Here is a 25904-nt window from a genome sequence, read left to right as displayed (position 1 = left end):
TTCGTGGGTTTCACGCGGTCTGCGCTCCCGAGCGCGGCGCCGGGCCCCGGGCGGCTCCGGCGCCGCCGCCCGGCCGCGGCCGCAGGAGAAGAAGCGGGTCGTCGTGGCCCGGGCGGTCGGCGAACTTTTCATCACCCTCGGCCTGGTGATGCTGCTCTTCGTCGCCTACCAGCTGTGGTGGACCAACGTGCAGGCCGACGCCTCGGCGAACGCCGCCGGGGACCGGCTGGAGCAGCAGTGGAACAGTGCCCCGCAGCCCACCGGGACGCCCGCGCCCGGTGCGGCGCCCGCCGGGCAGTTCGAGCCCGGCAAGGGCTTCGCGCTGCTGTACATCCCCAAACTGGGCCTCAAGTACCCGATCGCCGAGGGCACCCAGAAGCAGCAGGTGCTCGACAAGGGCCTGGTCGGCCACTACACGGGCACCGCGATGCCGGCGGACAAGGCCGGCAACTTCGCGATCGCCGCGCACCGCACGACGCACGGTCAGCCCTTCCGCAAGATCGGCCAGTTGGCACCCGGCGACAAGATCGTGGTGGAGACCGCCACCGCCTTCTACACCTACGAGGTCGCCGGCGGCATCCCGGAGACTCCGCCGACCAACGTGACGGTCATCCAGGCCGTCCCCAAGGGCTCGCCGTTCACCCAACCGGGTCGTTACATCACGCTGACCACGTGTACACCCGAGTTCAGCGCCCGTGGACGCCTGATCGTGTTCGGGAAGATGCTCGAGGAACGGCCGAGGAGCCAGGGCAAGCCCGCCGCGCTCACCGGCTGACCCGCACCCGGGAGGCCCCGCCGTGAGTCCTGTGTCCGTCGGTCGTCGGATCCGGGCGGCGGTCGGCGCCGCGGGCGAGCTGATGATCACACTCGGGGCGGTGATCGCCCTCTTCGCGGTGTACTCGGTCTGGTGGACGGACCTGGTCGCGGACCGGCAGACCGCGCAGCAGGCGGCCCGGCTGCGGGCCGGCTGGAGCGCCCCGCCGCCCGCCGGGGGCCGGGCGCGGTCCGCCGGCGCCGTGGGCTTCCTGCACGTCCCCGCGCTCGGCCGGGGCAACGAGGTGCTGATCCGGGCCGGCACCGGTGCCGACGTCCTGGACACCGGCGTCGCCGGCCTCTACGAGGCGCCGTACCGCTCCGCGATGCCCTGGGACCCGGTCGGCAACGTCACCCTGGCCGCGCACCGGGACGGGCACGGCGCCCGCTTCCACGACCTCGACCGGCTCGGCCCCGGCGACCCGGTGGTGATCGAGACCGACGACCACTGGTACGTCTACCGGGTCGACGGCGTCCTGCCGCAGACCTCCCCGGACGACACCGGCGTCATCGCCCCCGTCCCCGAGCGCTCGCCGTACACCCGGCCCGGCCGCTACCTCACCCTGACCACCTGCACGCCGGTGTACACCTCGCTGTACCGGCTGGTGGTGTGGGGGAGCCTGCAGCGGGTCGAGGCGGTGGACGCCCGCCGCACCCCGCCGCCCGAACTGACGGCCTGAAGGGCCGCGGCGACGTACCCGGGGAACGCGGAAGGGGCCGCGCGGTGCTGCGCGACCCCTTCCGTGGGCTTCGGTCCGTCAGTTGCCCGTGGGCGGGCCGTCACCGGCCCGGGTGGTCAGACGGACGACCGAGCCCGCGTCGACCGGGGTGCCGGACGGCGGGTCGCTGCTCAGCACGATCGCGTTGTCGTCCTGCGGGCCGAAGACGACCTGCGGCTGGAGGCCCTTCTGGGTCAGCAGTGCGAAGGCCTGCTTGTAGGTCTTGCCCACGAGGATCGGCACCGAGGGCTTCTCCGCCATCTTGCCGACCGTGATGGTGACCTGAGCGCCCTTTTTCAGTTGGCCGCTCTTCGGGTTCTGGTCCAGGACGACGTCCACCTGGGCCGGATCGGTCACCGACTGGGTGCTGACCTTGACCGTCAGGCCGGCGTCGGTGATCGCCTGGCTGGCCGCGTCCTTGGTCTGGCCGGTCACCGGCGGCACCGCGACCTTCCCTGCGCCGCCGGAGATGGTCAGGGTGATCTGCGTGCCCGCCGCGGCCTTGCCGTTCGGGCTGTACGAGATGACCTTGTCCTGGGCGACCGAGTCGTCGTTCTTGATCTCGGTCTTGACCGTGAAGCCCTTGCCCGTCAGCGTCGTGGTCGCCGCGTCCACCGACTGGCCGGTGACGTCCGGGATGTCCGTCTCCACCGGGCCGGCGGACAGGTGCACCTTGATCGGCGTGTTGACGTCGATCTGCGAGTTGGCGACCGGTTCCTGGGTACAGACCTGATCCTTCTGGATCTTGGCGTCCGGGCAGGCGATCGGGGTGCTCTGCTGCACCTGCAGCTTCTCGTTCTGCGTCTTCGCCTTCGCCTGCGCGTCGGCGAGGCTCAGGCCGACCAGGTTCGGCGCGGTCGTCTTGCCGCCGCCGCCACCGCTGTTCAGCATCGCCTGCACGACGAAGAACGCACCCACCAGCACCAGCACGGCCGCGACGGCCAGCACGATCCAGGAGGTGTTGTTCTTCTTCTGCTGGCTCTGCCGGCGGCTGCCGCGGCCGTAGTTGTCGTCGTCCTCGTAGCCGCCGCCCCGGCCGCCGGAGCCGCCGTAGCCGTCGTCCTGCGCCTGGGGCGGGTAGCCGTAGCCCGGCTGCTGGGAGCCGACCTGCGGCAGCATCGTGGTCGGGCCGGCCGCGCCCTGCTGCGGCAGCAGGTTGGTCTGGCCGTACGGGTCGTACTGCGCGGCGCCGGCCTGGTCGTAGCCGTACCCGGCGCCGCCCATGCCGTACGCGGCGGCCTGCTGGGCCGCGGCCACCGGCAGGCCGTCGAGGAAGCGCTCGATGTCGTCGCGCATCTCGTCGGCGCTCTGGTAGCGGTAGTCGCGCTCCTTGGCGAGCGCCTTCAGCACGATCGCGTCGACCTCGGGGCGGACCTCCGGGTCGAACGCGGACGGCGGCTGGGCCTCCTCCCGCACGTGCTGGTACGCCACCGCCACCGGCGAGTCGCCGACGAACGGCGGACGCACGGTCAGCAGCTCGTACAGCAGGCAGCCGGTGGAGTAGAGGTCGGAGCGGGCGTCGACCGTCTCGCCCTTGGCCTGCTCGGGGGAGAGGTACTGGGCGGTGCCGATGACGGCCGAGGTCTGCGTCATCGTCATGCCGCCGTCGCCCATCGCCCGGGCGATGCCGAAGTCCATCACCTTGACGTTGCCCTGGCGGGTCAGCATCACGTTGGCGGGCTTGATGTCGCGGTGGACGATGCCGGCGCGGTGCGAGTACTCCAGCGCCTGCAGGATGCCGATCGTCATCTCCAGAGCGCGCTCCGGCAGCAGCCGGCGGCCGGAGTGCAGCAGCTCGCGCAGGGTCGAGCCCTCGACGTACTCCATCACGATGTACGGGATGGAGATGCCGTCGATGTAGTCCTCGCCGGTGTCGTACACGGCGACGATCGCGGGGTGGTTCAGCGAGGCCGCGGACTGCGCCTCGCGGCGGAAGCGCGCCTGGAACGACGGGTCGCGTGCCATGTCCGCGCGGAGGGTCTTCACGGCGACCGTGCGGCCGAGCCGGGTGTCATGGGCCAGGTAGACCTCGGCCATGCCGCCGCGTCCGAGGACGCCGCCGAGCTCGTACCTGCCGCCGAGGCGACGAGGCTCTTCCATAGTTCCGACCCTCTCCCTCACCGGGTGGTGAGGATGTGACGTAGGTGACCCCGCACGCACTGTTGGACGCTTGCCACCGCCACAGCGGTTCTGCGGCGCCGACCCCGCGGCCGGAGCCGCGGCTCAGCAGTGGGTACACCCGCTGCTGGCGGATACGCTACCGGGCGAACCCGTGGCAACCCGAACAGCCTGCCAGCTGAGACCAGACCGGTATGCACCGGAACGGTCCCACTGTGACGATTCCCTCAGGTCGTCGGGCCTTCGGATCCTCGGGGCGGGCGCCCGCTGCTACTTGCCCTGCACCACCGCCTGCATGATGCTTTTAGCGATCGGCGCCGCGATCGAACCGCCGCTGATCTCGTTCCGGTCGCTGTCGCCGTCCTCGACCACGACCGCCACCGCGACCTGCTTGCCGTCCGCGCCCTTGGCGTAGGACATGAACCAGGCGAACGGCAGGCCGCTGTTGTCCTGGCCGTGCTGGGCGGTGCCGGTCTTGCCGCCGACCGTGACCCCGTCGATCTTCGCCTTGGTGCCGGTGCCGTTCTGCACCACCGACTCCATCAGCTGCTGCAGCTTCTGGGCGGTGGTCGCCGAGACCGCCTGGCTCATGACCTTCTCGGAGTGCTTGGACACCACCGCGAGGGTGCTGGACCGCTCCTGGTCGACCAGGTACGGCTCCATCAGCGTGCCGTTGTTGGCGATCGCCGAGGCGACCATCGCCATCTGCAGCGGGGTGGCCCGGGTGTCGTGCTGGCCGATGGCGTCCATCGCGGTGCCGTCCGGTGAGGAGTTGGACGGGAACACGCTGGTGGTGGCCCGGATCGGGACGTCCACCTTGGGGTTGTTGAAGCCGAACTTCTCCGCCTGCGCGCGCAGCTTCGCCCCGCCCACCTCGGCGCCGATCTTGCCGAAGACGGTGTTGCAGGACAGGTCCATGGCGTCCTGCAGCGTGGCGTTGGTGCAGGGCTCGGTCTTGCTGGCGTTCTTCAGCTCGGTCTTGGTGCCCGGCAGGAAGAACTGCTCCGGGGTGTCGGTCTTGTCGCCCGGGTTCTGGAACTTCCCGTCCTCGAACGCGGCGGCGGCGGTGACCAGCTTGAAGGTCGAGCCCGGCGGGTAGGTCTCGCGCAGCGCCCGGTTCAGCATCGGCTTGTTCTGGTCCGCGTTGAGGTCGTTCCACGCCTTGGCGTCCGCCGCAGAGCTGCCGGAGAACTTGCCCGGGTCGTAGGACGGGGTGGAGACCAGGGCCAGGATCGCGCCGGTGCGCGGGTCGATGGCGACCGCCGCGCCCTTCTTGTTGCCGAGGCCCTCGAAGGCTGCCTTCTGGGCCTTGGCGTCGATCGTGGTGACGACGTCGCCGCCCTTCTTGTCGTCACCGGTCAGCATGTCGAGGGTGTTCCGGAAGAACAGCCGCGAGTCGGTGCCGGCCAGGATGCCGTCCTCCAGCGACTCCAGCTGGCTGGTGCCGAAGGACTGCGAGGAGTAGCCGGTGACCGGCGCGTACATCGCGCCGTCGACCCAGCTGCGCTTGTACTTGTAGCGCAGGCCGTTGACGAAGTCCGAGTTGGTGACCGCCTGGCCGCCGACGATGATGTTGCCGCGCGGGTAGGCGTACCGGTCGTACTTGTTGCGGTCGTTGTTCTCGTTGGTCGCCCAGGCGTGCGCCTGGACGCCCTGCACCCAGTTGGTGCGCACCATCAGGGCGAGGACGAGGATCAGGCAGAAGACCGAGACCCGGCGGATGGGCTTGTTCACGTGTCGGATCCCTTTCAGGCCGAGGCCGGGGCAGTGGCCGGCTCCGGTTCGGCGGCCGGGCGGCGCGCACTGTCGCTGATCTTGAGCAGGATGGCGATCAGGGCCCAGTTCGCCACCACCGAGGAACCGCCCTGGGCGAGGAAGGGCATCGTCATACCGGTCAGCGGGATGAGGCCGGTGACGCCGCCGGCGACCACGAAGACCTGCAGCGCGAACGCCGAGGACAGGCCCACCGCGAGCAGCTTGCCGAACGGGTCGCGGGCGGCGACGGCCGTCCGCAGACCGCGCTGCACGATCAGGCCGTACAGCAGGAAGACCGCCATCATGCCGGTGAGGCCGAGCTCCTCGCCGAACGAGCCGAGGATGAAGTCGCTCTTCGCGGCGAACTGGATCAGCCACGAGCGGCCCTGGCCGAGGCCACTGCCGGTGACGCCGCCGGAGCCGAAGGCCATCAGGGTCTGGCCGATCTGCTCGCTGGTGCCGGGCGGCGGAGGGTCGGCGAAGGCCGCCATCGGGTCGAGCCAGGAGTTGATGCGGGTCTGCACGTGCGACTCGACGGAGGCCACCACCGTGGCGCCGCCGATCGACATCACCAGGCCGAAGACGATCCAGCTGGTGCGTTCGGTGGCGACGTACAGCATCACCACGAACAGGCCGAAGAACAGGAAGGACGAGCCGAGGTCGGTCTCGAAGACCAGGATCAGGATCGACAGCAGCCAGACCACGATGATCGGGCCGAGGTCGCGGCCGCGCGGCAGGTACAGGCCCATGAAGCGGCGGCTCGCCAGCGCCAGCGCGTCCCGCTTGACCATCAGGTAGCCGGAGAAGAACACCGTCAGGATGATCTTGGCGAACTCGCCGGGCTGGATCGAGAAGCTGCCGATGTGGATCCAGATCTTGGCGCCGAAGTCGCCCGCCCGGGCCGGGAAGAACGCCGGCGCGGCGAGCAGCACCAGGGCCACCGCCATCGAGATGTACGTGTACCGCTGCAGGATCCGGTGGTCCTTCAGCAGCACCATGACGCCGATGAAGAACGCGATGCCCAGGCCCGACCACATCAGCTGGTTCGCGGCCGCCGGGAAGTTGTTGGCGAGCAGCTTGCCGGCCTTGTCCAGCCGCCAGATCATCACCAGGCCCAGCCCGTTGAGCAGGGTGGCCAGCGGCAGCAGCAGCGGGTCCGCGTACGGCGCGAACCGGCGCATCAGCAGGTGCGCGACCAGCGCCAGGGCGCCCATGCCGAGGCCGTACGCCAGCATGCCGGCCGGCAGCGAGCCGTCCATCGCGAGGCCCACGTTGGCGTAGGCGAACATCGGCAGCACCACCGCGAAGCCGAGCATGGCCAGCTCGGTGTTGCGGCGGTTCGGCGCGTTCTGCGGCGTGATCGTGGTGTTGCCCCGCCGCGCGCCGCGGCGGTCGGTGTCGCTGTTGCTCAGGTCAAAGGTGCTCACGTGTAGGCCGCTCCCCGACGGCTGAGTCCCCTGGCGGGGTCGGTGCTAGGGGGTCGGGCAGGAGGACGCCAGCTGCTTCTCCTGCTCGGTCAGTTCGGGCGTGGTGCCGGGGTTGCCGGTGCTCAGGGTGTCGGTGCTCGGACTCGGGCTCGGGCTCGGGCTGGCCCCGGGGGCCGGGGTCTCGTTGCGGAAGCCCACCTGGGTCAGCGCCGTGCCGGAGGCCGACGGGGCGGCCGCCGACGCGGTCGGGCTCGGGCTCGCCCCGGGCTGCGGCGTCGCGCCGCCGCCGGTGGTGGTGCCCTGCGCCGGCTTGGCGCCCTGCGCGACCTTCTTGCAGACCGAGGCCTGGGTGCCCAGGGTACGGACCTGCTCGCGGGCGTCCGCCAGGCTCTTCGCCTGGATGGTCTTGGTGACCTGCGTCCGCTGGTAGGTCGGCAGGAACTTGAGTTCGATGTCGTCGTGCTGCTCGTACACCGAGGACAGGCTCAGCCCGGCCAGCGACTGGTTGAGGCCGCGGTAGACCGCCACGCCCTCGCCGTCGGCACCGACGTAGTACTGGTCCTGCGTCCACTTCCAGCCGACGTACCCGCCGGCGCCCAGCAGGCCGAGCACCGCCAGCACCGCCAGCGAGACCTTCAGCTTCCGGCCCTTGCGCTTGCGCCGGGACGGGCGCTCGCCCTCGTACGGCTGCGCGTCGGCGCCGTAGCCCTCGGCCGCGCCGTAGCCGTCGTCCTCGTAGCCCTCGGCGGGGCCGAAGCCCGCCGCCTCGTAGCCGCTGGCCGGGCCGAACGCGCCCTGCGGGGCCTGCGGGCGGCCGAGACCGGCGGCGCGGCCGGCCGGGGTGTTCAGCAGGTTGTGGTCGCCGTGGTGCGGCTGCGCCTCGGCCACCGCGCCGACGACCACCGGGATGTCCGCGAGCTGGCCGCTCAGGGTGTCCGTGGCGCCGACGTCGATGACGTCCGCCACGATGCAGGTGATGTTGTCCGGGCCGCCGCCGCGCAGCGCCAGCTGGATCAGCTCCTGGACGGTCTGCTGCGGGGCGTAGTAGCTCCCGAGCGTGGCCTCCAGGGTCTGGTGGCTGACCGGGCCGGACAGGCCGTCGGAGCAGATCAGGTAGCGGTCGCCGGCCCGCACCTCGCGGATCGAGAGGTCGGGCTCGACCTGGCCGCGGCCGTCCAGCGCGCGCATCAGCAGCGACCGCTGGGGGTGCGTCTCCGCCTCCTCCGGCGTGATCCGGCCCTCGTCCACCAGCCGCTGGACCCACGTGTGGTCCTGGGTGATCTGGGTCAGCGAGCCGTCCCGCAGCAGGTACGCCCGGGAGTCGCCGATGTGCACCAGGCCCATCCGCTGGCCCGTCCACAGCATCGCGGTGAGGGTGCAGCCCATGCCCTCCAGCTGCGGGTCCTCCTCGACCATCTGCCGCAGCCGGTCGTTGGCGCCCTGGACGGCGTCGCCGAGCAGGGTCAGCAGGTCGGCACCGGGGACGTCCTCGTCCAGCCGGACGATCGAACCGAGCACCTCCGAGGAGGCGACCTCGCCGGCCGCCGCGCCGCCCATGCCGTCGGCGACGGCGAGCAGCCGCGGACCGGCGTAGCCGGAGTCCTCGTTCCCCTCCCGGATCAGGCCCTTGTGGGAGCCGGCGGCGAAGCGCAGCACCAGGCTCATGCCGTCGCCGCCCCCTTCCGGGCCCGGGCGGTGGCGACCGTGCCGTGGGCGCGCACGGCAGCGGCAGCGCGGCGCCCGCGCTCCCGGCTGGTCTTGGACGGGGTGGTGTCCCTCATGCGCCGCTACTTCCGCAGTTCGATGACGGTCCGGCCGATACGGATCGGCACGCCGGGCTGGAGCGGCATCGGCGCGGTGAGCCGCTGCCGGTCCAGATACGTGCCGTTGGTGGAGCCTAGATCCTCCACCGTCCACTGCCCAGTCTGATCCGGGAAGATCCTGGCATGGCGGGAGGAGGCGTAGTCGTCGTCCAGCACGATCGTCGAGTCGTGCGCCCGGCCGAGCGTGATGGTCTGCCCCTGCAGGGCGACGGTGGTGCCGGCCAGCGAGCCCTGCACGACCACGAGGTGGGTCGGCGCACCGCGGCGCTGGCGCGGCTGCGGCGGCGCGGCGGCCTGCCCGCCCTGCTGGGGCGGACGGCCCGTGGACGCGGTGGCGGCCGAGGCGGTCCGCCGCGCCGTGCGCGGGTTCACCTTGGTGCCGAACAGGTCGCTGCGGATGACCTGGACCGCGACGATGACGAACAGCCACAGCACGGCGAGGAAGCCCAGCCGCATGACCGTGAGGGTCAGTTCTGACATGAGTGGCCCGCTCTACCCTTCGACCTGTCGGTAGACGATGGTGGTGGACCCGAGGACGATTCGGGAGCCGTCGCGGAGCGTAGCGCGCTGGGTGTGCTGTCCGTCCACCACGATGCCGTTGGTGGACCCGAGGTCGAGCACCATCGCGGGCGTCCCCGGCCGGATCTCCGCGTGCTTGCGGGAGACCCCGGGGTCGTCGATCCGGATGTCCGCCTCGGTGGAGCGGCCGAGCACGCACGCGTTGCCCGTGATCTGGTGCCGGGCGCCGTTGACCTCCACCCAGCGGCGGGTGTTCGCACCGCTGTGGCCGGCACCCGGGAAGGGGCGGACGTTCCCGCCGGTCGCGGGCGGACCCTGCGGCGCCGCCGGGGGAGCGGCGGGCGGCGGCGGCGCACCGTACGGCGCCGCACCCTGCTGCTGCCACGGCGCACCGGGCGCGGGCGGGGTCGGCCGCCGCTCGTAGCCGCCCGGGGCGGCCGGCGGCTGCGGCACCTGCGCCGCGGGCTCCTCGCCGGCCAGGGTGCGGCTGCGCACCCGGTACAGGCCGGTGTCCAGCTCGTCGGCCTTCTCCAGGGTCACCTGGAGCGGGCCCATGAAGCTGTAGCGCTGCGCCTCGGCGTACTCGCGGACCATGCCGGCGAGCTCGGTGCCGAGCTGGCCGGCGTACGGGCTGAGCCGCTCGTAGTCGTGCGGGCTGAGCTCGACGATGAAGTCGTTCGGGACGACCGTGCGGTCGCGGTTCCAGATGGTCGCGTTGTTGTCGCACTCGCGCTGGAGCGCGCCGGCGATCTCGACCGGCTGGACCTCGGACTTGAACACCTTGGCGAAGGTGCCGTTCACGAGACCCTCGAGCCGCTGCTCGAACTTCTTCAGGACTCCCACGGGGCACCCCCTTCCAGGGCGTCGGCCGGGCCGCGCTCGCGGGCCGGGTTGCGGTTTTCCGTACTGATCGTATCCACGTCGGGCCCATCCGTACGGTTCCCCGGGAACGTGGTCCCGGGGCGTGAGACCGGGCACACCGCCCGCCACCTGCCCGGCAGGGGGGCCGGGCGGGGGCGTGCGCCGGGTGCGGACAGCCGTGCGGAGGGAGCCGCACGGCATGCGGGAGGTACCCGCGGCGGGCCCCGATCATCCCTCGGTCACCCGTTCGTCCGCCCCGCGTCGGAGCGGTTCCCCGGGGTGCGGGGAAACGGATTCGGAGGTAGCCCGCAGGCCGTGCTAATGTTTTCCACGTCGGAAGGGGCGCCCGAGAGGGAGCCGAACGGAAGACCAAGCGAGATACGGTAAGGTTCTCGTCAGGTCGGAAGAGCGGGAAGCATCTTACGACAGCACCCATGCGCGGGTGGCGGAATAGGCAGACGCGCTGGATTCAGGTTCCAGTGCCCGAAAGGGCGTGGGGGTTCAACTCCCCCCTCGCGCACAGCGAAGCCCCGCAGATCTTCGGATCTGCGGGGCTTTCTCGTTTTCCGGCGACGGCACCCGCGGCAATTCCCTTCCGTGCGGACGGCCGGGTCGGGCGGCGGAATTCCCGCCGAGCACCGGCCGCACCCGGGGGCGCGGCCGGTGCCGGGGTTCAGTCCGCGGCGGCGGGGAGGGCGGCCCGGACGGTGAAGCCGCCGTCCGCGGTGGGGCCGGCCACCAGGGTGCCGCCGAGCAGCTGGGCCCGTTCGCGCAGGCCGACCAGTCCGTGCCCGCCGCCGGGCAGCACCGGCCGGTCGGAAGCGTCCTCGGGCGGCGGGGCGTTCCGCACCTCGACCAGCAGCCGGGAGCCGCCGCCCGCCACCCGGACGGACACCGCGGCGCCGGGCGCGTACTTGGTGATGTTGGTCAGCGCCTCCTGGACCGTCCGGTACGCGGCCCGCTCCACCGCCTCCGGCCAGTGCCGGCCGCCGGTGGAGAGGTCGCTGGTCACCGGCAGGCCGCTGCCGTCGATCAGCTTCGGCAGGTCGGCCAGCCGCGGCTGCGGGGCGAGCGGCTCGGAGGGCTCGACGCCCGCGGCGCGCAGCACCCCGACCATCTGGCGGAGCTCCTGGAGGGTGCGGACGGCCAGCTCGCGGATGGTCGAGGCGGTGTCCTTGGCGGCCGGGTCGCCGGTGGACACCTGCAGCGCACCGGCCTGGATGGAGATCAGGCTGACCTGGTGGGAGACCACGTCGTGCATCTCGCGGGCCAGCCGGGCCCGCTCGGTGGCCAGCACCCGCTCGGCGAGCAGCCGGCTCTCGCGCTGCTGGCCGCGGGTGAGCTCGTCGAGGCGGTGGGCGAGCTCGCGCCTGGTGCGGGCGAGCAGGCCGAGCGCGGCGGGCCCGGCGGCCAGCATCACGCACTGGATGGCGTACAGCGCGTTGTCCCGGTCGAGGGCGAGCGGGTGGTCGGCGAGCGGCCAGTGGAAGAACTCGACCAGGGCGAAGGCGGTGGCGCAGGCCGCGGTGACCCTCAGCGCCGCCCGCTGCGCGGCGACCGTGTAGACCGCGGTCATCGGCGCCAGCCAGATGTAGTTGACGAACGCCCCGGGCAGGGTGAGCAGCAGCACCGTCACCGGGAGGCGGCGGCGCAGCAGCAGGGCGAGCGCGGCCAGGACGGAGAGCGCCGCCTCCCACCACTTGGCGCCCTTGGAGACCAGGGCGGCGTCGACGAGCGAGATCAGCACCGGCAGCAGCAGCATCAGCCAGGTCGCGGTGCACCAGGCCGGCAGGGCTCTGGGGCCGGTCATGCGCCCGGGCCGCCCTGGGCGCGGACCAGCCCGGCGCGGTGGGCGACCACGGCGGCCTGGACCCGGTTCGCCGCGCCGAGCTTGGCGAGGATCGCGCTGATGTGGTCCTTCACGGTGCCGGTGCCGAGGTAGAGGCGGTCGGCGATCTCCGCGTTGGACAGGCCCTCGCCGAGCAGGGCGAGCACGTCGAGCTCGCGGGTGGTGAGCTGGCGGGCCAGCGCGGCGGCGTCCGCGTCGGGGCCGCCGCCCTCGACGTAGCCGTTGATGACCGTGCGGGCGACGGTGGGCGAGAGCATGCTGCCGCCGGCGGCGAGCACCCGGACGGCGTGCACCAGCTGCTCGGGGGCGGTGTCCTTGAGCAGGAAGCCGGCCGCGCCGGCGCGCAGGGCGGTGCCGATGTACTCGTCGGTGTCGAAGGTGGTGAGCATGGCCACGGCGGGCGGGTCGGGCAGGGCGCGCAGCCGGCGCAGCACGCTGATGCCGTCCAGGTCGGGCATCCGGATGTCGAGCAGGACGACCTGCGGGCGCAGCTCGACGGTCTGCTGCTCGGCCTGGCCGCCGGAGCAGCCGCCGACCACCTCCAGGTCGGGGGCGGAGCCCACGATCAGGCCGAGGCCCGAGCGGACGAGGACCTCGTCGTCCACGATCAGGACGCGGATCGGTGGCATGGCTCTCCTCGGGCGTGCGCGGCTCGTCTTCGAGCCTAGGGGCCGGCGGGGCGCGATCCGGTCCACCGGCGGGGTGGTGACCCCCGCCGAACGGCGGGGGTCGGAATCCGCTACCGGATTCACGCAATTCTCATCCGGGGTGGGGAACCATGGAACACGGAGCCCCCTGTGGGCCCTGGCCGCTCGGTGACCGGGTGTGCGGGCCGCTCCGTCCCTCCCGGGTGTCGTACGGATGCGTCCCCCACGTTGATCGTCTGCAATTGGAGCTGTGTCCACCGTGAAGCCGGCGCCCACCGCCGTTCCCGCGCATGTCGGATCCCCGTCCGGGCTGCTCGCCCGGTGGCGGCCGAGGGCCGCCGCGACGACGGTCTGGTACCTGAGGCTGCTGGCCCTGCTGAACCTCGTCGCGGTGCTGGCGGTGCCGTTCCGGGACCAGGTGCAGGAGCACAACGAGGGCGAGTACTTCACCCCGTACCTGCTGACGGCCGGTCTGACGACCGTGCTGCTCTCGCTCTTCCTCGCGGTGGCGATGCGGCGCCGCAAACGGGCCGCGTGGATCTTCAACGCGGTGGTGTCGGGGCTCTTCTCGGTGCTGTACCTGCTGCTGATGCTGGTGCCGGACAGCCCGTTCGCGGACCATCCGATGAACTGGTTCTCCACCGTGCTGACGGTCGGCTTCTTCCTGACGCTGCTGGTCGGCCGGCGGGAGTTCACCTCCAAGGGGGACCGCTCCAACCCCAAGACCGGGGTGGCGACGTTCATCGGCGGCCTGCTGTTCGGCGGTGTGGTCGGCGCGACCCTGGTGCAGCTGACCAACGCCGTGCACGGCGCGGAGTTCGGCACCCGGTTCGGCTACGCGGTGGCCCGGATGGTGACGATCACCCCGTCCGGCCGGCTGGCGGACGAGATCTCCGTGCCGACCTGGGTGAACGCCTTCATCAACGCGATGGGCGCGGTGCTCTTCCTGCTGGTGCTGTACCTGGCCTTCCGCAGCCCGCGCGGCCAGGAGCTGCTGACCGCGGAGGACGAGGTCCGACTGCGCGAGCTGCTGGAGCGGCAGGGCGAGCGCGACTCGCTGGGCTACTTCGCGCTGCGTCGGGACAAGGCGGTGATCTTCTCGCCGTCCGGCAAGGCCGCGGTGGCCTACCGGGTGCTGGGCGGCGTCTCGCTGGCCTCCGGCGATCCGATCGGCGATCCGGAGGCCTGGCCGGGGGCGATCGACGCGTGGCTGGAGGAGGCCCGGGAGCACGCCTGGGTGCCGGCCGTGATGGGCGCCTCCGAGGAGGCCGGCGTGATCTACGCCCGGCACGGCCTGGACGCGCTGGAGCTGGGCGACGAGGCGATCGTCGAGGTCGACGAGTTCTCGCTGGACGGACGCGCGATGCGGGTCGTCCGGCAGGCGTACAACCGGGTCAAGCGGGCCGGGTACACGGTGCGCATCCGGCGGCACGAGGACATCCCCGACGAGGAGATGGCGGAGCTGCTCGACAAGGCCGACCACTGGCGGGACGGCCAGACCGAGCGCGGCTTCTCGATGGCGCTGGGCCGGCTCGGCGACCCGGACGACGGCCGCTGCGTGATGCTGGAGTGCCACGACGCGGACGGCGAGCTGCGGGCGCTGCTGAGCTTCGTCCCGTGGGGCCGCAACGGCCTCTCGCTGGACCTGATGCGCCGGGACCGCGACAGCGAGAACGGCCTGATGGAATTCATGGTCATCGAACTGCTGCAGCGCGCCGACGAGGTCGCCCTGGAACGGGTCTCGCTGAACTTCGCGATGTTCCGCTCGGTTTTCGAGCGCGGTTCCAAGCTGGGCGCCGGTCCGGTGCTGCGGCTGTGGCGCTCGGTGCTGGGATTCTTCTCCCGCTGGTGGCAGATCGAATCGCTGTACCGGGCCAACGCGAAGTACCGGCCGATCTGGGAGCCGCGTTATCTGCTCTTCGAGAAGAGCAGCGAGATTCCGCGGATCGGCATCGCCAGTGCGCGCGCCGAGGGCTTCATCACGGTGCCGAGTCTCCCCGTCCTCTTCCGTCGCCGTCACGTCCGGGCCGCCGCACAGGCGGTGTCCGGCGGGGGGTCGGCGGCGGAGCGGGACGGGTAGGGGTAGTCCCTCCGCCGGGGGGCGGAGGGCCACCGCCGATCGGGGGGTGCGGCCGCGTCCGGTGGTCGCCCCCCTCCGACTTGAGGATGATCCGCGATTCGCCTCGCAAGGTGACGCCCCCCGTTTGTCCGATGCCTACCGTGGATGTATCGGCGGGAGAAACCCCGGCCGTACGGGAAATGTCCCGGGAATTGCACGGCGGGGCGCGGGGGTGCCCGGCCGGAAAGCGGACGGGGAGATTCAGCGGTGGATCGGATGGCTCGTGCGGGGGGCGTGCGACCGGGTGTCGGACCGGTGGCGGTCCGGGCCGCGGTCGCGGAGTGGGGCACGCTGATCGGAATCGTCCGCGGGCACGTGCGCCGGCACCGGTTCGCCTCCGTCCCGCTGGCCACCGCGGCGACCGTGCTGGTGCTGCTCTTCTCCGTCGTCCAGCACCTGCCGGGCGGCGAACGGCTGGTCACCCAGGTCGGCGTCGTGCGGGCCGCGCTGCCGCTCGGGATCTCGCTGCTGCGGACACCGCTCTCGCTGTACGTCCCCGCGCTGGACCTGCCGGTGTGGGGCGCGCTCGTCCAGGTCTTCCTGGTCTTCGGGATCGCCGAGATCGTCCTCGGCCGCCGCCTCACCCTGGCCGTCGCCTACGTCTGCACCCTGGCGGGCACGCTGTTCGCCCGGATCGGCGTGGAGCTCGGCCCGGAGCACCTCTTCGGCTTCCCCACCTGGGTGGGCCACGTCCGGGACACCGGCCCGTCCGCGGCCGTGGTCGCGCTGGCGGTCTGCGTGGCGATCCGCTGCCGGGCCTGGTGGACGGGCGGTGCGGTGGTGCTGGCGATGGTCGTCGAGGCCGTGCTGCTGCCGAACCTCGCCGGGCTGGAGCACGTCGTGGCGGTGCTGGTGGCCGGGCTGATCGCGGCCTCGCTGGAGGTCTTCGGGCAGTTCTGGCCGCGGGTGCTGGCCGGGGTGGGCGCGGCCGCCTCCGTGGCGGCCGAGGGCGGCCCGCGGACGGCCGTGCCCCTGGTGCGCTGAGGCGGCGGAGCCGCGCCGTACGGCCCGGGGCCGTACGGCGGTGCCTCAGCTCCTCGGCAGTGCCAGTTCGAACCAGACCACCTTGCCGACCGCCTTGCGGGCGGTGCCCCAGCGCTCGGCGAGCTTGCTGACCAGGTGGAGCCCCCGGCCGTGCTCGTCCATCGAGCCGGCGGGCTCCAGCGAGGGCAGGTTGTGGTTGTCGTCGCTGACCTCGACCAGCAGCTTGTCGACCCTGATCAGCTGCAGCTGGACGTGGTCCCTGGCGACCCGGACGGCGTTCGTCACCAGCTCGCTGACCAGCAGCTCCACCGTGTCGTCCACGGCGTCCAGTCCCCAGGCGGCGAGCTGGCCGCGCACCAGCGACCGGGCCCGGCGGACCTCGCCCTCTGCGACGGCGAGCTCCCAGGTCGCCACCTCGCTCGGCGGCACGCCGTCGAAGCGGGCGACCAGCAGGGCCACGTCGTCGGCCCGGTCGTCGGAGTGCAGCCGCTCCAGCACCGTGTCGCAGGCCTCGTCCGGGGTCTGCTTGGGGTCGATCAGGTTGCCGCAGAGCGCGGCCAGGCCCTCTCCTATGTCACCGCCCCGCACCTCGACCAGGCCGTCGGTGCACATCACCAGCATCGAGCCGTCCGAGACGTCGATCCGCTTCGCCACGAACGGGACCCCGCCGACGCCGATCGGTGCGCCCTCCGGGATCTCCAGCAGCTCGCCCCGGCCGTCGGGGTGCACCAGCACCGGCGGGACGTGCCCGGCGCTGGCCAGCTCGCAGGTGCGGTTGATCGGGTCGTAGACCGCGTACAGGCAGGTCGCCAGGTGGTCGTCGCCGAGCTTGTGGGCCAGGTTGTCCAGGTGCCGCAGCAGCTGGCCGGGCGGCAGGTCCAGCGCGGCGAGGGTCTGCATGGCGGTGCGGAACCGGCCCATAGCGGCCGCCGAGTGCAGGCCGTGGCCCATCACGTCGCCGACCACCAGGGCGACCCGGCTGCCCGGCAGCTGGATCGCGTCGAACCAGTCGCCGCCGACCTCCGCCCGGGAGTCGCCCGGCAGGTAGCGGTGCGCGATCTGCACACCGGGGATCCGCGGCGGCCGGGTCGGGATCATCGACCGCTGCAGGGTGGTCGCCACCCGGGACTCCGCCCGGTGCAGCCGGGCGTTGTCCAGCGACAGCGCGGCCCGGGCCGCCAGCTCCTTCAGGGTGGCGGCGTCGGACTTGTCGAACGGCGAGCGGTCCGGCAGCCGCAGCAGCTTCAGGATGCCCAGCACCGTGCCCCGGGCGGACAGCGGCAGCACCAGCATCGACCGGCCGACCACCACCGGCACCAGGTCCGGCCCGCCGCCCAGCGAGGCCGCGTAGTCCACCGCCACGTCCGGGTCGATCACCGGCACCAGCACCGGCTGGTTCTCCTGCAGGGCGAGGCCCGGCGGCGTGGAACGGGGCATCGCGAGCAGGGCGCCCTCGTCCAGGACGTGGTCCCAGTGGCCGGGGGAGCTGTTCACCGCGCGGGCGACCCGGCGCAGCATCGTCCGGTCGTCCGGGCGTTCGTCGGGCAGCTCCGAGTCGGAGATCAGGCCGTCCAGGAGGTCGACGCAGGCGAAGTCGGCGACCCGCGGGACGAGGACCTCGCACAGCTCGCGGGCGGTCGTGTCGAGGTCCAGGGTGGTGCCGACCCGGTTGCCGACCTCGCTCAGCAGGGCCAGCTGCTCGCCGGCCTGGCTGACGGTCAGCACCTCGACGGACGGCGGTGCCGGCGGTGCCGGGACACCGGGGGTGTCGTGGGGGCGTCCGTCCGGCCCGTCCGATCGGCCCTGCGGCGGAGCGGACCCGACGGCGGCCCTGACGGGCGCGGTGCCGTTGGCGGTGGACTCGATGGCTGGGCCTCCCTGGCTCTGGCCGTTCGCGGTGACCGCCCCGGACTCGCGCTGCCCGGGCACGGTGGTGCCGATCCCCCGCCCGTCCTCGGCGCCGCGCGGCGCCCCGGCGGGCAGGACCTGCAGGCCGATCGTGCGGCGCCCGCCGGGCGCGGCCGGATCGGCCGGGCGGCGGGCCGCCCGGGGCCGGTCGGCGCGCTGCAGCGGGGTCGGGTACCGGCGGACCAGTCCGGCGGCGACCCGGGCCGCGCCGCGGCCGGCCGGCTCGTAGGGGAGGACGGGCAGTCTGGTCGCCGCGTCCACCCAGAGCGCGGGCACCCCGGCCGCGGCGACCTGCCCGAGCAGCCGTCGGCGGCGCTCCTCGGAGCCGCGCGGCAGCAGGCCGTCCAGCTGCGCCGCACCGCCCGGTCCGACCGGGGCGAAGGCGGGGGAGACCCGGTGGAAGGCGCCGGTCGCGGCGGGCGCCGCGGCGTACGCCAGCAGCCGCTCGCCGAGCGCTATCCGCGGCCCGCCGGCCCGCAGCGGCCGGGCGTCCGCGGCCAGCGCCAGCAGGCTGCGGCCGGCCGGCTCGACCAGCGGGTACGCCCACCAGATGACGTCGCGCAGCCGCTCCTCGCGGTCGACCACGGCCATCGCGCCCGACCAGGCGGCGTCGGGCCGGGTCAGGTCGTCCAGGGTGTCCAGGGCGTCGCAGCGCCGCGGCGGCGTGCCCGGACGCGGCGCACCGGTCTCCGGGCGGGGTTCGACGGCGGGCAGCAGGCCGGAGGCGGTGCGGCCGCAGGCGACCTCCGCCCGGTGTCCGAAGAGCTCCTCCGCGGCGCGGTTCCACAGCGCGATCCGGCCGTCCGGGTCGACCATCACCGCGGCGACGCGCAGCAGGGCGACCACTCCGGAGGGAGGGTCGCCCGCGGCCTCTCCCGCCGTCGGTGCGGAGTTCGGCTCGTCCACCATCGGTTCGGTCTGCTCCCGCCTGGCCGCCCTGCCGGGGAGCGGCCGCCGTGTCGGCGCGGCGCACCGGCTCCTTGTCTCCGGCCGCTCCTGCGTGTCCCATCCTTCTGTACGCGGGCCCCCGGGCTGTGTTCGGCCACAGGCGCGGCGCAGGACGGAGGCACCCTCCAGCGAAGCACGTGCGAGCCCGGCTCCGACAGCGAATCGCGGAGATTCCTCGGTATCAGTTGCGTGTCGCTGGGTGAGCGCCCGTGTGCGCTGCGGGTTCAACCGGAAGGGGTACCGGGACGCGGGCCCGGCGGACCGGTCCGGCCCCCCGGTAGGGTGGCAGGCTCGGAGACCGGGTGCATGCGGAGGCGGACTGGTGAGCGCGGAGAGCCCCGTCCAGTGGAGCGAGCAGGATCGGCTGCTGCTCGAGGAGCGGGTGGCCGCCGCCGAACTGGCCTGGCTGACCCTCGACGTCGACGTCGCCACCCTCCGGGTGGAGATCGACAACTTCGCGCTGGTCCACCACCAGCTGCTCGGGCCGCTGTACGCCCGCCTCGACGAGCTGGACGCGCTGATCGCCGAGGCCGTAGCCGTCCGCACCGGGGACCCGGAGGCGCTGCGCCGCGCGGCCGAGGCCCGCAGCCGGGTCGCCGAGCCGGACGACCCGGCCGCCGCCGACCTCGCCCCCGAGCCGCCGGCCGCCGCCAAGGTCCGGCCCGACCGGGACGCCCAGCGGATCTACCGCGACCTCGCCCGCCGCGCCCACCCCGACCTCACCACCGACCCGGCCGAGCAGGAGCGCCGCTCGGCCTTCATCGCCCGGGTCAACGAGGCGTACGCGCAGGGCGACACCGCCGGCCTGGAGGAGCTGGCCGGCGAGTGGTCGACCGCCCCGGAGACCGCGCCCGACCCGGACTCCCCCGACCGGCCGGACTGGCTGCTGCGCCGCCTGGAGTGGCTGACCGCGCGGATCGGCCAGCTCGCCACCGAGCAGGTCCGCCTGGAGCGCACCCCGATGGGCGAGCTGCTGCTGCTGGCGCCGCAGGAGCCGGAGCGGCTGCTGGAGGAGCTCGCCGAGCAGCTCCTCGCCCGGGCCTCCGAGCGGCGCGCCGACCTGGAGCGGCTGCTCGGCGACGACGTCGTGCCCGGTCCGGCGCCGACCGGTCGGCACAATGGAGGGGAGGACCCCTCGCAGACCCGCCCCCGTACCCACGCCCAGGAGAATCCGACGATGTTCGCGCAAGCGCTGCCCACCACCGACGCCGCGTCCGTGCCGGCCGACGCCGCACTGCTCGACGTCCGCGAGCAGGACGAGTGGGACGCCGGCCACGTGGACGGCGCGCTGCACATCCCGATCGGCCAGGTGATCGCCCGGATCGACGAGCTGCCCGACGGCAGGCTGTACGTGCTCTGCCGGGTCGGCGGCCGCTCCGCCCAGGTCGTCCAGTACCTGGTCGCGCAGGGCCGGGACGCGGTCAACGTGGACGGCGGCATGTTCGCCTGGGAGGCCGCCGGCCGCCCGATGACCGCCGCCGACGGCCGGGACCCGTTCGTCCTCTGACCGCACCGCGGCCGCCCGCCCGGCTCGGGGGCCCGCTCCGGCGGGCCCCGGCCGGGCTGCCAGGGGGCACTCCCCGGCCCTGTCCCCCGGCGCGCCGGTACGGCAGGATGACCGGGCGAACCGTGCCGCAGCAGCCGTAGGGGAGGACACCGCGTGCGCACCTGGTCCACCCCCGCCCTCACCGTGCTCTGCCTCTCCGGGGCCGGCATGATCGGCGGGACGGCGATCCTGCTCGGGGCGCTGTTCCTGCACAACGCCCCGTCCAACACGCTCTCCCAGGAGTACCGGCAGCAGCTGGACGGGCTGGTCTACCCCGAGTTCGAGCAGAACTGGAAGCTGTTCGCGCCCAACCCGCTGCAGCAGAACATCACCGTCGACGCCCGGGTGCAGACCATCGCCGAGGACGGCGAGGTGCACACCCGCGACTGGACCGGCCTGACCGCCCGGGACGCCGCCGCGATACGCCACAACCCGGCGCCCAGCCACGTCGACCAGAACATGCTGCGCCGCGCCTGGGACTTCTACGAGTCCAGCCACCCCGCCGAGGACGGCGCCGTGCCGGGACAGCGCGGCAAGCTCGCCGAGGAGTACCTCAAGCGGATAGCCCTGCAGCGGTTCGGCCGCACCGCCGGCGGCGAGCGGATCCTGCAGATCCAGTTCCGCTCGGCGGCGAAGGCCGTCCCGCCGCCCGCCTGGAGCACCGAGGAGCCCGGCGAGTCCACCCCGTACAAGGAACTGCCCTGGTGGCCGGTGGACGAGGACGACTACCGGGGGCTGCTGTGAGCGGAACGGCCACCGACCCGGTCGCGGCCACCGACCCGGTCGCGGCCACCGACCCCGCGCCGGTCGCGGCGGCGCCGCCCACCCGCTTCGAGCGGCTCTTCGACGCCTTCACCGGCACCGTCGTCGGCCGCCGCCAGGCGGCGGTGGTCCGGATCGGCTTCGGCCTGGCCTGGCTCGGCTTCCTGCTCCGCGAGTGGCCGAACCGGCGGGTGCTGTACGGCGACCGCTCGCCGTGGTCCGCCGACCTCTCCGACCGGCTGCTCTCCGCGACCCACGCCTTCACCGTGCTCTCCTGGTCGGACGGCCGGCTCTGGTTCGAGACCGTCTACCACCTGGGGATCCTCGCCGCCGTGCTGATGGTGCTGGGCTGGCGCACCCGGGCGAGCGCCGTGCTCTTCGCCGTCACCGTGCTCTCCCTGCAGAACCGCAACGTGCTGGTCGGCGACGGCGGCGACAACGTCGTGCACCTGATGGCGATGTACCTGGTGCTCGTCCGCTCCGGCCTGGTGTGGTCGCTGGACGCCCGCCGCCGGGCCCGCCGGGAGGCGCCGGCCGCGTCCGTCGGGGAGCTGCGGGCCGTCCGCGACGCACTCGTCACCATGCTGCACAACTGCGGCATGGTGATCATCGCCGCGCAGGTGGTGCTGATCTACTCCACGGCCGGCTGGTACAAGGTGCAGGGCTCCCGCTGGCAGGACGGCACCGCCCTGCACTACCCGCTGCACCTCGACTACTTCGCCCCCTGGCCGGAGCTGTCCGCGCTGCTGGGCTCCAGCCTGCTGATCACCTTCGTGCTCAGCTACGGCACGGTGATCCTGCAGGTGGCCTTCCCGTTCACGCTCGCCAACCGGCGCCTGAAGAACGTGCTGCTGGCCCTCATGATCGCCGAGCACTCCGCGATCGCGGTCGTCCTCGGGCTGCCGTTCTTCTCGCTGGCGATGATCGCCGCCGACCTGGTCTTCCTGCCCACCGCCTTCCTGGAGCGGCTGGACGCCCGCTGCGGCCCGGCCGCCCGACGGCTCCGGGCGGCCGTACGCCTCCCGGCGGCGCGCCCGCCTTCGCCCTAGACTGCCCGACATGCCCTGGTCTGTCGCACTTCGGGAGACTGCGAAGGCCGGACTCGTCCCGGCCCGCGAACTCTCCGACCCGCGACGGGCCGTGCGCGGCGCCCTCGCCGTCGGCCTGGTGCTGTTCCCGGTGCTGGCGGTCGCCGGCAGCGGCCCGGCCACCTCGGCCGCGATGGGCGGCTACATCGCCGGCACCGCGACCTTCCAGCGCACCTTCCGCCCGCGCGCCTCGATCGCCGTCGGCGCCGGACTCGGCCTCGGCATCAGCACCTTCCTCGGCTACGCCGCCGTCGGCGTGCCCGGCGCCTTCCCGGTGCTGCTCGCCGTCTGGGCGTTCGGCGCCGGGATGATCTGGGCGGTCGGCCCGACCGGCGGCACGGTCGCCGCCACCACGATCTCCGTGATGCTGGTCGTCGTCCAATTGCCCGTCAGCCTGGCCAGCGCGCTCGGCCACGGCCTGCTCTGCGCCCTCGGCGGCGCCGTCCAGGCGCTGGTCACGCTGCTCTGGCCGGTCGACCGCTGGCGCGGCCACCGCGACGCCCTCGCCGACACCTACGCCGAACTCGGCCACTACGCCCGCCGGCTGCGCCACGACCCGCTCGCCGCCGTCGACCCCGAGCCGTTCATGACCGCCCGGCGGGCGGGCGCCCTGACGGGCTGGCAGGCCCGGCACCGGCCGCCCGAGATGCGCGGCCTGCGAGCCGTCGCCGAGCACATCCGGCCCGCTCTCGCCGCCCTCGCCGACCCGGCGGTCGGCGCCCCCGCCGAGGGCCCCGGGCGCGACCTCGCCCGCGAGATCCTCGCCGCCGCGGCCGAACTCCTGGACGCCGTCGCCGCCGCCGTCCGGGCCGGGGAGGCCGTCCGGCCGCCGACCAGCACGCCCGCGCTCACCATCGCCGAGGCCGCCCAGAGCCCCGACCTGACCGGCGCCGCCCGCCGGGCCGCCAAACGGCTCGCCACCCAGCTCTCCCGGGCCACCGGCGCCCTCGACCGGCAGGACCGGACCGTCGTGCGGACGAGCGGCCCGCAACTGCGCCGCCCCCCGCTGCTGAAGATCGTGCCGGTCGCCCTCCAGACCGTCCGGCGGCAGCTGCAGCCGCGCTCCGCGGTCTTCCAGCACGCCGTGCGGCTGTCCGCCGTGGTCACCCTCTCCTACCTGGCCGCCCGGCCGACGGGGCTGCACCACAGCTACTGGGCGCCGCTGACCGCCGCCATGGTGATGCGGCCCGACTTCGCGCAGACCTTCAGCCGCGGCGTGGCCCGGCTGGCCGGGACGGTCGTCGGCGTGGCCGTCACCACCGCCGTCGTGCAGCTGCTGGACCCGGGCGCGTACCTCTCCGCCGCCCTCGCCGTGGTCTGCATCGGCGGCGCCTACCTGACCATCCGCACCGGCTACGCCTTCACCACCGCCTGCGTCTCCTCCTACGTGGTGTTCCTGCTCGGCCTGCAGGCCGGGAACCCGCTGGAGACCGCCCTGGAGCGGGTGCTGCTGACCCTGCTCGGCGGCGCCATCGCGCTCGGCGCCTACGCGCTCTTCCCGACCTGGCAGACCGCGCGGCTCGCGGAGCGGCTCGCCGAGTGGCTCGCCGCGGCCGGCCGCTACGGGGCGGCCGTGCTCCAGGCGTACGGCGATCCGGAGGGCCGCGACGACCGCGGGGTGCGGGACGCGCTGCTCGACTCCCGGGAGGCCCGCGCCGAGCTGATGGAGGCGCTCGAACGGGCCGACGCCGAGCCGGTCAAGCACGGCGACCGGCTGCCCGAGCTGAGCCGCAAGCAGCTCGACCGGGCCCGCACCGCGGTCGGACTCCTCGCCCGCAGCGCCGTCCTGATGGAGGCGCACGTGCCGCACCGGGACAGCCCGCCCGTCGCCGGCGCGGCCGAGTTCGCCGAGGAGCTCCAGTACGCCACCGCGATCGCCGCGGCCGGGGTGCTGATCGGTGAGCCGGTCGACTTCTCCGGGCTGCGCGAGGCCTACGCCCGCTGGGACGGGTACCCGGTCGGGGACGCCGTGCCCGGGCACGAGGACCGCGCGGTGGTCGCCCGGGCCGGCGCCAAGCTGATGCTGCAGGCGCTCGGCGACCTGGAACGGGCCGTCCGGCCGCGCCGCGTACCCTCGGGGGCGTGAGCGAGACCGGAGTGCCCCACGAGGGCGAGCAGTACGACGACGCCTTCGTGCCCGACGACCGGGAGATCGGCGTCGGCCCGCACCCCGGGCCGTGGCCCGAGGGCGACCACTGGGACCGCGGGCTGCTGGCCGACGGCGACCGCCGCAACGTGGTGGACCGCTACCGGTACTGGACCCGCGAGGCGATCGTCGCCGACCTCGACACCCGGCGGCACGGCTTCCAGGTGGCCGTGGAGAACTGGCAGCACGACTTCAACATCGGCTCGGTGGTGCGCACCGCCAACGCCTTCCTGGCCGGGCAGGTGCACATCGTCGGCCGGCGCCGCTGGAACCGGCGCGGCGCCATGGTGACCGACCGCTACCAGCACGTCCGCCACCACGACTCGGTCGCCTCGCTGGCCGCCTTCGCGGCCGCCGAGGGACTGCCGGTGATCGGCATCGACAACCTGCCCGGCGCCGTCCCGCTGGAGACCTACGAGCTGCCGGAACGCTGCGTGCTGCTCTTCGGGCAGGAGGGCCCCGGGCTGACCCCGGAGGCGTGGGAGCACTCCACCGCGGTCTGCTCGATCGCCCAGTTCGGCTCCACCCGGTCGATCAACGCCGGGGCGGCCGCCGCCATCGCCATGCACGCCTGGGTGAGGGTGCACGGCGCGGGCGTCGGCCGCCCCTGAACGCGGCTCAGCCGAACAGCAGCCGCCAGGTGTGCGGACCGGGGTAGCCGTCCGCCTCGGTGCCCGTCCAGCCCTGCGCCAGCTGGAACGCCTCGACGTTGCGCCGGTCGCCCTCCGTCCACTCGGGGCCCGGGCCGACGGTGTAGAACCCGCCGAAGCCCTTGCGGACCAGCTGCTCGCCGAGCAGCTGCACGGTGGCGTTCACCCGGCCCGGACCGAAGGCGTCCGTCCCGGGGAAGGCCGGCGCCGGCGCACCCGGGACCCTCGGCACCGGGGGCACGGTCGGCACCGTCGGAACGCCGGGAACGCCGGGAACGGTGGGTACGGGCGGCGGCACCGGCTGCGGGGCCTGTGGCGGGACGTCCCGGCCGCGGCCGGCCACCAGCAGCACCCAGGTGTCCTTGCCCGGGACGCCGTCCGCCTCGGTGCCCGTCCAGCCCTGCGCCTGCTGGAACGCCTGGGTCGCCCTGCGGTCCGCCTCGCTCCAGGTCGCGTCCGCTCCCTCGGTGTAGAACCGCCCGGCGCCGCGCTGCACCAGCATCTCGCCCAGCCGCTTCACGTACTGGTTGGTCTGGCCGATGCCGAACCACACCGACCCGGGGAATGCCTCCCCGTCCGCCGCGGCGGCGACGCCCCGGTAGCGGTACGGCAGGTAGGAGCCCGAGTGGCTCCAGTAGGCGTACGGGGTGCTGCGTTTGATCGTGTTCGGGCTGGTCTGCTCGTACGCCGTGTAGCGGGTGTGGGAGGAGTCCGTCCAGCCGCCGAAGAGGACGGCGTGCGAGCCGCCCTGCGGGTTGGCGGAGTCGTTGTAGATCAGCGCGTCGCCGGGCTGCAGGTCGTCCTTGGCGATCCGGTCGGCGAAGTTCGGCAGCGTCCAGGTGGTCTGGCTGCTGCCCAGGCCCCAGGCCATCGAGATGAAGCCGGAGCAGTCCTGGCGGTAGCCGTCCGACCAGTACCGGCTCATCGAGTACGGCACCTTCCTGTCCACCCACACCTGGGCGCGGGCGATGATCTCCTCGCGGGTGGTGGCGCGGAGCAGGGCGCGGGGCTGATCGCCCTCGCCGCCGTAGGGGCCGGCGACCTCGCCCTGGGGGGAGGTCGGGGTCGGGGCGGGGGTGTCCGCGGCGGCGGCCCGCGGGACGACGGCTATGGCGCTGGTGGCGCCGCCGAGGACGGTGCATGTCACCACATCCTTTTCGCCTGAAACCAAGCGCAGACATGGATAAAATAAGACCAAAGTGTAAAGGAAAGGTCAGCGGCG

At 73.5% G+C, this 25904-nt stretch carries 19 protein-coding genes and 1 tRNA gene; 10 read left to right on the top strand and 10 right to left on the bottom strand.

The window, feature by feature from the left end:
• The coding region (locus tag ABZ641_RS06610) for a class E sortase (RefSeq protein ID WP_359979653.1) at positions 1-775 on the top strand (775 nt) is incomplete at its 5' end.
• 22 nt (positions 776-797) lie between these two features.
• Positions 798-1493 (top strand): class E sortase, encoded by a 696-nt coding sequence (locus ABZ641_RS06605; protein WP_359979650.1) that lies wholly within the window; start codon positions 798-800, stop codon positions 1491-1493.
• Positions 1494-1571: 78 nt separating this feature from the next.
• On the opposite strand, the gene pknB is transcribed toward ABZ641_RS06605, so the two are convergent.
• From pknB to ABZ641_RS06575, 6 genes are all read right to left on the bottom strand, one after another.
• Complete coding sequence (pknB, locus tag ABZ641_RS06600; RefSeq protein ID WP_359979647.1) at positions 1572-3632, bottom strand: Stk1 family PASTA domain-containing Ser/Thr kinase; 2061 nt, start codon at positions 3630-3632, stop codon at positions 1572-1574.
• Positions 3633-3920: 288 nt separating this feature from the next.
• Positions 3921-5384, bottom strand: coding sequence for a penicillin-binding protein 2 (locus ABZ641_RS06595; RefSeq protein ID WP_344623032.1), 1464 nt, complete (start codon positions 5382-5384; stop codon positions 3921-3923).
• A 14-nt stretch (positions 5385-5398) separates the two neighbouring features.
• On the bottom strand, positions 5399-6766 hold the full coding sequence (locus tag ABZ641_RS06590; protein WP_344623085.1) for an FtsW/RodA/SpoVE family cell cycle protein: 1368 nt from the start codon (positions 6764-6766) through the stop codon (positions 5399-5401).
• 111 nt (positions 6767-6877) lie between these two features.
• Positions 6878-8497: a protein phosphatase 2C domain-containing protein gene (locus ABZ641_RS06585; RefSeq protein ID WP_359979643.1), complete on the bottom strand. Its 1620-nt coding sequence runs from the start codon at positions 8495-8497 to the stop codon at positions 6878-6880.
• A gap of 122 nt (positions 8498-8619) precedes the next feature.
• Complete coding sequence (locus ABZ641_RS06580) at positions 8620-9135, bottom strand: FHA domain-containing protein (RefSeq protein WP_344623034.1); 516 nt, start codon at positions 9133-9135, stop codon at positions 8620-8622.
• A gap of 12 nt (positions 9136-9147) precedes the next feature.
• Positions 9148-10017 carry a DUF3662 and FHA domain-containing protein gene (locus tag ABZ641_RS06575; RefSeq protein WP_359979641.1) on the bottom strand — a complete coding sequence of 290 codons (870 nt, stop codon included), beginning with the start codon at positions 10015-10017 and terminating at the stop codon, positions 9148-9150.
• Between the two features lie 454 nt (positions 10018-10471).
• Between ABZ641_RS06575 and ABZ641_RS06570 the strand changes: the two genes are divergently transcribed.
• A tRNA-Leu gene (locus tag ABZ641_RS06570) sits at positions 10472-10555 on the top strand.
• A gap of 153 nt (positions 10556-10708) precedes the next feature.
• Here ABZ641_RS06570 and ABZ641_RS06565 read toward each other — a convergent pair.
• Both ABZ641_RS06565 and ABZ641_RS06560 read right to left on the bottom strand, forming a co-directional pair.
• A complete protein-coding gene (locus ABZ641_RS06565) occupies positions 10709-11845 on the bottom strand; it encodes a histidine kinase (RefSeq protein ID WP_344623036.1) in 1137 nt (378 codons plus the stop codon).
• Positions 11842-12513 (bottom strand): response regulator transcription factor, encoded by a 672-nt coding sequence (locus tag ABZ641_RS06560; RefSeq protein ID WP_344623037.1) that lies wholly within the window; start codon positions 12511-12513, stop codon positions 11842-11844. The genes ABZ641_RS06565 and ABZ641_RS06560 overlap by 4 nt, the downstream gene beginning before the upstream one ends.
• Positions 12514-12841: 328 nt before the next feature.
• Between ABZ641_RS06560 and ABZ641_RS06555 the strand changes: the two genes are divergently transcribed.
• Both ABZ641_RS06555 and ABZ641_RS06550 read left to right on the top strand, forming a co-directional pair.
• Entirely contained in the window at positions 12842-14611 is a 1770-nt protein-coding gene (locus ABZ641_RS06555; protein WP_344623086.1) for a phosphatidylglycerol lysyltransferase domain-containing protein, read from the top strand.
• Positions 14612-14905: 294 nt separating this feature from the next.
• On the top strand, positions 14906-15634 hold the full coding sequence (locus tag ABZ641_RS06550; protein ID WP_359979638.1) for a hypothetical protein: 729 nt from the start codon (positions 14906-14908) through the stop codon (positions 15632-15634).
• A 45-nt stretch (positions 15635-15679) separates the two neighbouring features.
• On the opposite strand, the gene ABZ641_RS06545 is transcribed toward ABZ641_RS06550, so the two are convergent.
• On the bottom strand, positions 15680-18451 hold the full coding sequence (locus ABZ641_RS06545) for a SpoIIE family protein phosphatase (RefSeq protein WP_359979635.1): 2772 nt from the start codon (positions 18449-18451) through the stop codon (positions 15680-15682).
• Positions 18452-18812: 361 nt separating this feature from the next.
• Here ABZ641_RS06545 and ABZ641_RS06540 point away from each other — a divergent pair, with 361 nt between their 5' ends.
• The 5 genes from ABZ641_RS06540 (at position 18813) to ABZ641_RS06520 (ending at position 24643) form a co-directional block, all read left to right on the top strand.
• On the top strand, positions 18813-19997 hold the full coding sequence (locus ABZ641_RS06540; RefSeq protein WP_344623040.1) for a rhodanese-like domain-containing protein: 1185 nt from the start codon (positions 18813-18815) through the stop codon (positions 19995-19997).
• 153 nt (positions 19998-20150) lie between these two features.
• The gene (locus ABZ641_RS06535; protein ID WP_359979632.1) at positions 20151-20780 is read left to right on the top strand and encodes a DUF5819 family protein; all 630 of its coding nucleotides are present in this window, start codon (positions 20151-20153) and stop codon (positions 20778-20780) included.
• The gene (locus ABZ641_RS06530) at positions 20777-21847 is read left to right on the top strand and encodes an HTTM domain-containing protein (RefSeq protein ID WP_359979630.1); all 1071 of its coding nucleotides are present in this window, start codon (positions 20777-20779) and stop codon (positions 21845-21847) included. Before ABZ641_RS06535 ends, ABZ641_RS06530 begins: the two co-directional genes overlap by 4 nt.
• Positions 21848-21857: 10 nt before the next feature.
• Positions 21858-23972: an FUSC family protein gene (locus ABZ641_RS06525; protein ID WP_344623043.1), complete on the top strand. Its 2115-nt coding sequence runs from the start codon at positions 21858-21860 to the stop codon at positions 23970-23972.
• A gap of 11 nt (positions 23973-23983) precedes the next feature.
• A complete protein-coding gene (locus ABZ641_RS06520; RefSeq protein WP_344623087.1) occupies positions 23984-24643 on the top strand; it encodes a TrmH family RNA methyltransferase in 660 nt (219 codons plus the stop codon).
• A 7-nt stretch (positions 24644-24650) separates the two neighbouring features.
• On the opposite strand, the gene ABZ641_RS06515 is transcribed toward ABZ641_RS06520, so the two are convergent.
• Positions 24651-25829, bottom strand: a complete 1179-nt coding sequence (locus tag ABZ641_RS06515; RefSeq protein ID WP_359979627.1) for a peptidoglycan-binding protein — start codon at positions 25827-25829, stop codon at positions 24651-24653.
• Positions 25830-25904 lie beyond the last annotated feature (75 nt).

This window comes from Kitasatospora sp. NPDC007106, assembly GCF_040634455.1.
Taxonomy (GTDB): Bacteria; Actinomycetota; Actinomycetes; order Streptomycetales; family Streptomycetaceae; genus Kitasatospora; species Kitasatospora arboriphila.
The sequence above is the reverse complement of the archived record's forward strand: the minus strand, read 5'-3'. Positions and strand labels throughout refer to the sequence as shown.

Coding starts and splice junctions, on each gene's coding strand:
- ABZ641_RS06545 (WP_359979635.1), bottom strand. CDS start 18,451: ATGGTGGACGAGCCGAACTCCGCACCGACGGCGGGAGAGGCCGCGGGC.
- ABZ641_RS06585 (WP_359979643.1), bottom strand. CDS start 8,497: ATGAGCCTGGTGCTGCGCTTCGCCGCCGGCTCCCACAAGGGCCTGATC.
- pknB (WP_359979647.1), bottom strand. CDS start 3,632: ATGGAAGAGCCTCGTCGCCTCGGCGGCAGGTACGAGCTCGGCGGCGTC.
- ABZ641_RS06560 (WP_344623037.1), bottom strand. CDS start 12,513: ATGCCACCGATCCGCGTCCTGATCGTGGACGACGAGGTCCTCGTCCGC.
- ABZ641_RS06565 (WP_344623036.1), bottom strand. CDS start 11,845: ATGACCGGCCCCAGAGCCCTGCCGGCCTGGTGCACCGCGACCTGGCTG.
- ABZ641_RS06525 (WP_344623043.1), top strand. CDS start 21,858: ATGCCCTGGTCTGTCGCACTTCGGGAGACTGCGAAGGCCGGACTCGTC.
- ABZ641_RS06580 (WP_344623034.1), bottom strand. CDS start 9,135: ATGTCAGAACTGACCCTCACGGTCATGCGGCTGGGCTTCCTCGCCGTG.